Below are 6,648 nucleotides of genomic sequence, written 5' to 3' on the forward strand. Positions count from 1 at the left end.
CGCGTGAGCTTGCCGTCGTACGAGCGATTCATCTTGGAAAGTCAAATAAAGTTATAGCATATGAGCTAGGGATGTGCGAAGGGACGGTCAAAGTTCTAGCGCGGTAACTGTGCCGGACCCAGGCGGCGGGTTCGACGGCTGGTCCCCCGCCCAAGTTGGCATAAATAAGTAGTCGACCGGCACATAAAATCCTCCGGCGAGAACAAAACGCACGGCTTCAATCGTAATTTCAAAGCCAGAGGTTACCGGGATGTACCCCTTTGCGCCGTAGCTAATTGCAGCCTTGGCTGTTTTTGTGTCGTTCTTATACGCGAGGACGATGATTGGAATGCTTGGTGCGATTTGGGAGAGGAGCTTGAATACGCTTTCGCTAGGCTCGTTATTATCGTCCAACGCAGAAAGCAATATTAATTTCGGCGTCTGATCAGCAATTCGTTGTAGCTCAATAGCTTGTGAAAAAGTGCGAATTTGTAATGGCAACGCGGATTGCATGCTGCGCCGAATACACTCCCGTATGAAAGCGCGGCTTTCTATGAGCGCGATAAATTCATCAGTTTTTGTACCGACACTGCCGCAGGCTTGCGGATCGGCGCCTTGAGCGCGAATGGAAGCGTTCACGGTCTGAGTCAACGCTTGAGCGCCATCAAATTGGATAAGGCTGAAATCGGCTGCCATCGTTCTCCCCTTTAGACGAGACTCGGCTGAGGCATCAAAAAGTTCCGCTTGGTCCGCGCGCAAACGAGGACCCCCAGTGCTTTGGCTGCGATGTGCCCGAAACCCCGAAAATCAGGCAATTGTCCCGCATCAACAACGTTCGTTCGTAACCTCGCGTGAAAGCGAGCACGACCGCAATCCAACAGTTGCATTCCCTCGCGTAACGCAACACCGTTAGCGCAAAGTTGATGGCGTGTAAACATAAGTTGCGTGGTTCGCCGCTGCCCAAAGGAGGTATGCGCGTTGGGCATTTGGAGCCTTTCAGTTATCGGCGCGGGTACCCACTGGAGGTCCAAGAGCTGGCCGTGTCTCCTAAAATCGTAGCGACTTTAAGCTCGCCAGCTACTCCGATGGGTCCAGCTGGCTTCGATGGTGAGCACACCCGGATCAATGAAAGGGTTGTAGAACAAAGATCGAGCGTGTTGCATTCACGATATACAACCTGACGGGCCCGACGCCGAATTATGATCCCGCTCGCTGGACAAGAGAGCGCAACTGCGGCCGCCCCGGGCGGAGTGGGACGGCGCGGGTTCGGACGCCGGGGTGACACCCGGGAAGATCGTGACGCTCGCCTTGCAGGCGTGGCCTTCGTGTGCGCCCGCCTAACAACTACGGCCGGGCGAAGAACGCGCCTTCTGCCACCGCGACGGCAGCCGTAAGCTCCTGTCCATTCATTAGAAAATCGCCGTCACCGGCAAAACAAACGACGGTCCGTTTCGGGAACACCCGCGCCGCGCCGATTGCGGCCGGAAGGCCAAAGCCCATCGAGCCGGAGGTGGGCCCGATTTGCTGCTCAACTTGACGGAAGCATAGAAAGCGGCCGACCCAGATGGCAAACTGCCGGCGCCAGTCGTGAAGATCGCGTCGGGCGCCCGGCGACGTAGTGCGAGCATAATTTCGCTGACAGCCAGCGGCAATCTCAGCAAAGGACAACAATTTCGTGGAACGCCGCTGATGACGTAAATATCTCGGACAGTACGGTAATGCGATGACGATGGCGAGGGCCGCATGAGCGCAGAAAGCGCTGGTCGGCACAGCACCCGGCGGCCTACCGGTTCAGATGACCCGGACCCAGAGGCCATGTTGGACCTTAGGCATGAGGAGAGTGAACGTGCTGCACAAGAACTACGTCGCAGGCGAGTGGGTGGCGGGAGTGGAGGTCTCGCGCAACATCAATCCGTCGGACACGAACGACGTTATTGGTGAATATGCGCAGGCCGATGTTGTCCAGGCAGGCGCCGCGGTCGAAGCGGCCCACGCCGCCTCTGCTGAATGGGCGCGCACGACCCCACAGGAACGACACGACATCCTTCTGAGGGCCTCGGCGGAGATCCTGGCTCGGCGCGAGGAATTGGCGCGCCTTCTCGCGCGCGAAGAGGGTAAGACCCTACTCGAAGCGACATACGAGGTCGGCCGAGCCGGACAGATCTTTGATTTCTTCGCCGGCGAAGCCCTACGACTCCCGGGGGAGAAGTTCGCCTCGGTCCGGGCCAATGTCGAGATCGACGTGACGCGCGAACCTATCGGCGTCGTCGGGGTCATTACGCCGTGGAACTTTCCCATCGCAATTCCCGCCTGGAAAATTGCTCCGGCCCTGGCTTACGGCAATACGGTCGTGTTCAAGCCTGCTGATCTCGTACCCGGCTCCGCGCACGCCCTTGCCGAAATCCTCGTTCGCGCGGGCGTCCCAAAGGGCGTGTTCAACCTCGTTATGGGGCGCGGGTCGACGGTTGGCCAGGCGATCCTCGACCACCCGCAAGTCGACGCCGTCACGTTCACCGGTTCGGTTGCGACCGGCCGGCGCGTCGCGGCGGCGTGTGCGGGCGCGATGCGGAAGTTCCAACTCGAAATGGGTGGCAAGAATCCGCTCGTCGTGTTAGCGGACTCTGATCTTGCCAATGCGGTCGAATGCGCCGTCAACGGCGCCTATTTCGCCACCGGACAGCGCTGCACGGCTTCGTCGCGGATCATTGTCGAGAAGTCGATCTACAAGCGATTTGCCGAAGCGCTAATCGAGCGCATGCGTGCGCTCGTAGTCGACAACGCCTTGACGCCGGGGACCCACGTTGGACCCGTGGTTGATGCAACGCAGCTTGATCAGGATCTCTCGTACATCGCGATCGGCCAAGCAGAAGGCGCAAGATTGGCGCTCGGCGGAGAACGCCTCCAGCGCGCGACGCCCGGCTTCTATCTGTCGCCGGCTCTGTTTGTCGACGCCGACAATGCGATGCGCATCTCGAGGGAGGAGATTTTCGGCCCCGTCTCGACCATGATCGCGGCGAGCGATTACGACGACGCCCTAGAGATCGCCAACGACACCGCCTTCGGCCTTTGCGCGGGCATATGCACGACGAGCCTCAAGCACGCCACGCATTTCAAACGCCACGCCGAGGCGGGCATGGTCATGGTCAACCTGCCTACGGCGGGTATCGACTACCACGCGCCATTTGGCGGGCGCAAAGGCTCCAGCCTCGGGTCCCGCGAGCAAGGCCGATACGCCGCGGAGTTTTATACAACGGTGAAGACGGCCTATACGTCGCCCTGAAGAAGCCGGGGTTGCGCGGCTCGTCATCTGACCGACAGGCGCCGCAGGTCCGGCGGGACGGGCGGCTCGCGAACGAAAGAAGGATGGCGCTTACCCTTTCGCGCGCTTGCCCTTCGTCTCGACCCGATATTCGATTGAAGATGCCGCAGGGCGAATTTTCGGGCCCGCAAGAGAGGATCGCGGCTCGGTGTTAGGAAGAAGCCGAACCCAAGGGGCAGTCCCCGATGGGTGGACGCCCTTTCCCTGCCCCCAAGCTCGCGGCTCAGACGCTCCGCGCATCTGGGGGGGGGCGCCTTTCGAAGTGAGCCAAGCAAAAGGCTGGAAGTGAGCGCGACATGACACTGGCCGACGCGACCCACGTGGGCCTGCGGCTGGCACACTCACGGCGCATCGCCCTCATCGCGGCGCGCAGCCGACCGGAACCAGGACTCCATGACTTTCATCAAGGGACGCCACAGCGCCCAGCGCCCGGGTCAGCCCGGCCAGCACCTGCGTGCAGCGCAGCCCTACCGCCGCCTCCACCAGCTCGTCGCGGCCGCGGAAATAGTGGTACAGCTGGCCCTTGCCCGCCCCCGCGGCCGCCAGCACGTCATCCAGGCTCGCTCCGGCCACGCCGCGCTCGGCGAACAGCTCCGCGGCGCGCTCCACGATCCGCTCGCGGCTGGCGCGCCCGCGCCCGGTCCTCGGCTCGCCTGGCATGTGCCTATGCTAGTCCGTTTCTGTACCGGACAGTCCAGTGGCGTGACCCGGCAGTGACCGCCAGCGCCGCATCATGGCGCGGCTGCCGCGGAGCGGCCACGCTCTAAGGCGGCAGAAAGTCGGCGAACAAGACCGCGCGGCGGACCCAGGCATGGAGTGCGGCGGCGGTGGCGGTTCCGCCGGGTGCCACGTAAACGTAGCCGTTCATCGGGCGCCCGGTGAAGTCCATCGGCCGGGTGAACGGCTGGCCGAGTGCCTCGTCCGCGCCCTCGGCGCCCAGCCGCAGCACTAGGTCGGCGTGGATGACACCGCAGCACATGTGCCCGTGCAGCAGGAACGCGATCCCGCCGAACAACATGCGCTATCTATTGTCAAGGGATAGCTATCAATTGTGAAGCGTAAGGGAGGGCCGCTCGGCAGGATGAGCGACACCTATAGCCAGGGCTGCCCGATCGCGATCGCGCTGGATGTCATTGGCGACCGGTGGATGCTGCTGCTGCTCCGCGATCTGGCGCACGCCCCGATGAGGTTCACCGACCTGCAGGCCATCAACCCGAAGATCTCCCCCAACCTGCTCAGCAAGCGGTTGCGCCAGCTGCAGGACGGCGGGCTCGCCGCCAAACGGGAGCTGCCGCCGCCAGCAGCGGCCACGGTCTACAAGCTCCGTCCGGAGGCCCGCGATGCCGTCCTGCCCGTCCTGAACGCGCTCGGCCGGTTCGGGGCCCATCTGTTCCAGGCCGCTCCCGCCGCCCCGGTCGATGCCCTGCTTGAGCAGATGCGGCGCAACGGCCACTGGGTGCTGGCCAAGGGCATCGACCTCGAGGCGGCCTTCCGGTTCAAGCTGCACCCGCACGACTTCGGGCTCACCGTCGGGCCAACCGTGTTCGAGCCCACCCGCCAGCCACCAGAGCGGCCCACGGCCACCATCGAGTCAGACACGGTCACAGTCACCCGGCTGTTCAACGCCGGCCTCACCCTTGGCGAAGCGGAGGGACAGGGCCGGCTCCGGATCACCGGCGACCGGACCGCCGCCACCACCCTCCTCGACCGGCTCAGCCTCGGACCCCTGCTGCCGTGATCACACGTCCGCAAGCCGCGACGCCTCGCGGTTGGCGGCTTACCCGGACTGGTCACCTGCCGCTGGGGACGGCGGCAGTTGCAGCCGGGCTGCGCGCAGCGTGAGATGGGACTGGCCCAGGACCGGAAGCGAGAGCACCGGCGCCACGCCGACAGGCCAGGCATGCAGTCGCGGATCCGGGCCGCCAGGGAGTCCGCGAAAGAGCGGGCCGCCAAGTGGATGTTACGCGTACCCAAGACGAGCAGGGCGGACATCAGCGACATGCTGCGCGAGATCGACCGCGACCCGATCGCGATCTTCTTGGGGATAGGCCGTCCAGGCTGAGGCGTCCACAGTGCCGGTACCTGACTGGGCCCTTATCAACCAGGGCCTGCCCGGCACCCTAATTCCCTAGGTTAACAGTTCCGGGATCTCACGGACTGCGCCGGATCACCCCCCGGAAAACCGGTGGTGCGGGTCCTCATCCCTCCTGCCTCTGCTCGCCCGCATTCAGTTGATCTCCTGCTGTGCGGCCACCACTACGGGGCGTCCGTGCCCGCCCTGGCAGCCGCCGACGCAGTGATCATTGACGACCGGCGCAGTGGTAGAACCAGCGTCAGCGAGCATGAAATAGGCGATATCGCGCCCGCCGGCCGGTTGTGACGGGCCGCCGGGCGCCCTGGAGGTGAGTGAGATGACCCGGGAAGCCGATGTGGTCCGGTCACTGGTGGAGATGGCCGACACCCTGGTCGAGGACTACGACGTCGTGGACTTGCTGACCGGGCTGGCGGACCGGTGCGTCGATCTGCTCGGCGTCTCCGCCGCCGGGGTGATGCTGGCTTCTCCGGCCGGCAGCCTGGGGCTGGTGGCCTCCTCCAGCGAGGCGATGCGGCTGCTGGAGCTGTTCGAGCTGCAGGCCCAGGAGGGGCCGCGCCTGGACGCCTTCCGCACCGGGGAGCCGGTCGGGCCCGAGAACCTGCAGGCCGGGGCCGGGCGGTGGCCGTTGTTCGCCGCCGCCGCCCTGCAGGCCGGGTTCGCCTCGGCGTCCGCGCTGCCGCTGCGGCTGCGGGAGGCGACCCTCGGCGCGATGAACCTGCTCAGCATCACCCGGGCGCCGATGGATGAGGCGGACCTCATCGTCGCCCGGGCCTTCGCGGACCTGGCCACCTTGAGCATCACCCAGCATCGCGCCAGCGCCGAGGCGCAGCGGCTGAACGAGCAGCTGTCCGCCGCCCTGACCAGCCGGGTGGTGATCGAGCAGGCCAAGGGGGTGATCTGCGAGCGGGCCGGCGTCGACCTGGCCGAGGCTTTCACCCGGCTGCGGGCCTACGCCCGCAACCACAACCTGCGCCTCACCGATGTCGCCCAGGCCGCCATCGACGGCACCCTGGATCCCGCGGCCTGGGCCGGCTCCCCCGGGGAAGCGCCCCGGCTGGTTCACCTCGAGGTCAGCGACGATGGCCGCACCGTCGCCGCAGCCGAGGTGATCACCTCCGAAGGACCTGGCGGAACCGCCCGGGTGTCGTTGCGCGCCGAGTCCGGGCACATCACTCCGGGCCGCCGCGCGAGCCTGGTCGACGCGGTGCTGGATCTTCCCCAGGTGCGGGAAAGCGCGCGCTTGGAGGCGGCATTC

8 protein-coding genes are annotated in these 6,648 nt (G+C 64.9%); 4 read left to right on the forward strand and 4 right to left on the reverse strand.

Annotation, left to right across the window (positions count from 1 at the left end):
- The first annotated feature begins 26 nt into the window (after window positions 1-26).
- Window positions 27-107, forward strand: a complete 81-nt coding sequence (locus ACLPJJ_RS02965) for a hypothetical protein (RefSeq protein ID WP_443589348.1) — start codon at window positions 27-29, stop codon at window positions 105-107.
- Here the strand turns inward: ACLPJJ_RS02965 and ACLPJJ_RS02970 are convergent.
- Together ACLPJJ_RS02970 and ACLPJJ_RS02975 are read right to left on the reverse strand one after the other, a co-directional pair.
- Complete coding sequence (locus ACLPJJ_RS02970) at window positions 88-675, reverse strand: hypothetical protein (protein ID WP_443589340.1); 588 nt, start codon at window positions 673-675, stop codon at window positions 88-90. The genes ACLPJJ_RS02965 and ACLPJJ_RS02970 overlap by 20 nt on opposite strands.
- A gap of 648 nt (window positions 676-1,323) precedes the next feature.
- Entirely contained in the window at window positions 1,324-1,749 is a 426-nt protein-coding gene (locus tag ACLPJJ_RS02975) for a thiamine pyrophosphate-dependent enzyme (protein ID WP_443589341.1), read from the reverse strand.
- Between the two features lie 76 nt (window positions 1,750-1,825).
- Between ACLPJJ_RS02975 and ACLPJJ_RS02980 the strand changes: the two genes are divergently transcribed.
- Window positions 1,826-3,259 (forward strand): aldehyde dehydrogenase family protein, encoded by a 1,434-nt coding sequence (locus tag ACLPJJ_RS02980; protein WP_443589342.1) that lies wholly within the window; start codon window positions 1,826-1,828, stop codon window positions 3,257-3,259.
- Window positions 3,260-3,655: 396 nt separating this feature from the next.
- On the opposite strand, the gene ACLPJJ_RS02985 is transcribed toward ACLPJJ_RS02980, so the two are convergent.
- Both ACLPJJ_RS02985 and ACLPJJ_RS02990 read right to left on the reverse strand, forming a co-directional pair.
- Window positions 3,656-3,958: a TetR/AcrR family transcriptional regulator gene (locus ACLPJJ_RS02985; RefSeq protein WP_443589344.1), complete on the reverse strand. Its 303-nt coding sequence runs from the start codon at window positions 3,956-3,958 to the stop codon at window positions 3,656-3,658.
- A 103-nt stretch (window positions 3,959-4,061) separates the two neighbouring features.
- Window positions 4,062-4,316, reverse strand: coding sequence for a TfoX/Sxy family protein (locus ACLPJJ_RS02990; RefSeq protein WP_443589345.1), 255 nt, complete (start codon window positions 4,314-4,316; stop codon window positions 4,062-4,064).
- A gap of 63 nt (window positions 4,317-4,379) precedes the next feature.
- On the opposite strand from ACLPJJ_RS02990, the gene ACLPJJ_RS02995 reads away from it, so the two are divergent.
- Together ACLPJJ_RS02995 and ACLPJJ_RS03000 are read left to right on the forward strand one after the other, a co-directional pair.
- On the forward strand, window positions 4,380-5,036 hold the full coding sequence (locus ACLPJJ_RS02995; RefSeq protein ID WP_443589346.1) for a winged helix-turn-helix transcriptional regulator: 657 nt from the start codon (window positions 4,380-4,382) through the stop codon (window positions 5,034-5,036).
- A gap of 673 nt (window positions 5,037-5,709) precedes the next feature.
- The coding region (locus ACLPJJ_RS03000) for a GAF and ANTAR domain-containing protein (protein ID WP_443589347.1) at window positions 5,710-6,648 on the forward strand (939 nt) is incomplete at its 3' end.

Source organism: Acidocella sp., assembly GCF_052326845.1.
Lineage (GTDB): Bacteria > Pseudomonadota > Alphaproteobacteria > Acetobacterales > Acetobacteraceae > Acidocella.

What these genes read in the sequence shown, in the direction of transcription:
- ACLPJJ_RS02970 (WP_443589340.1), bottom strand. Translation starts at nt 675, where the DNA reads ATGGCAGCCGATTTCAGCCTTATCCAATTTGATGGCGCTCAAGCGTTG.
- ACLPJJ_RS02985 (WP_443589344.1), bottom strand. Translation starts at nt 3,958, where the DNA reads ATGCCAGGCGAGCCGAGGACCGGGCGCGGGCGCGCCAGCCGCGAGCGG.
- ACLPJJ_RS02990 (WP_443589345.1), bottom strand. Translation starts at nt 4,316, where the DNA reads ATGTTGTTCGGCGGGATCGCGTTCCTGCTGCACGGGCACATGTGCTGC.
- ACLPJJ_RS02995 (WP_443589346.1), top strand. Translation starts at nt 4,380, where the DNA reads ATGAGCGACACCTATAGCCAGGGCTGCCCGATCGCGATCGCGCTGGAT.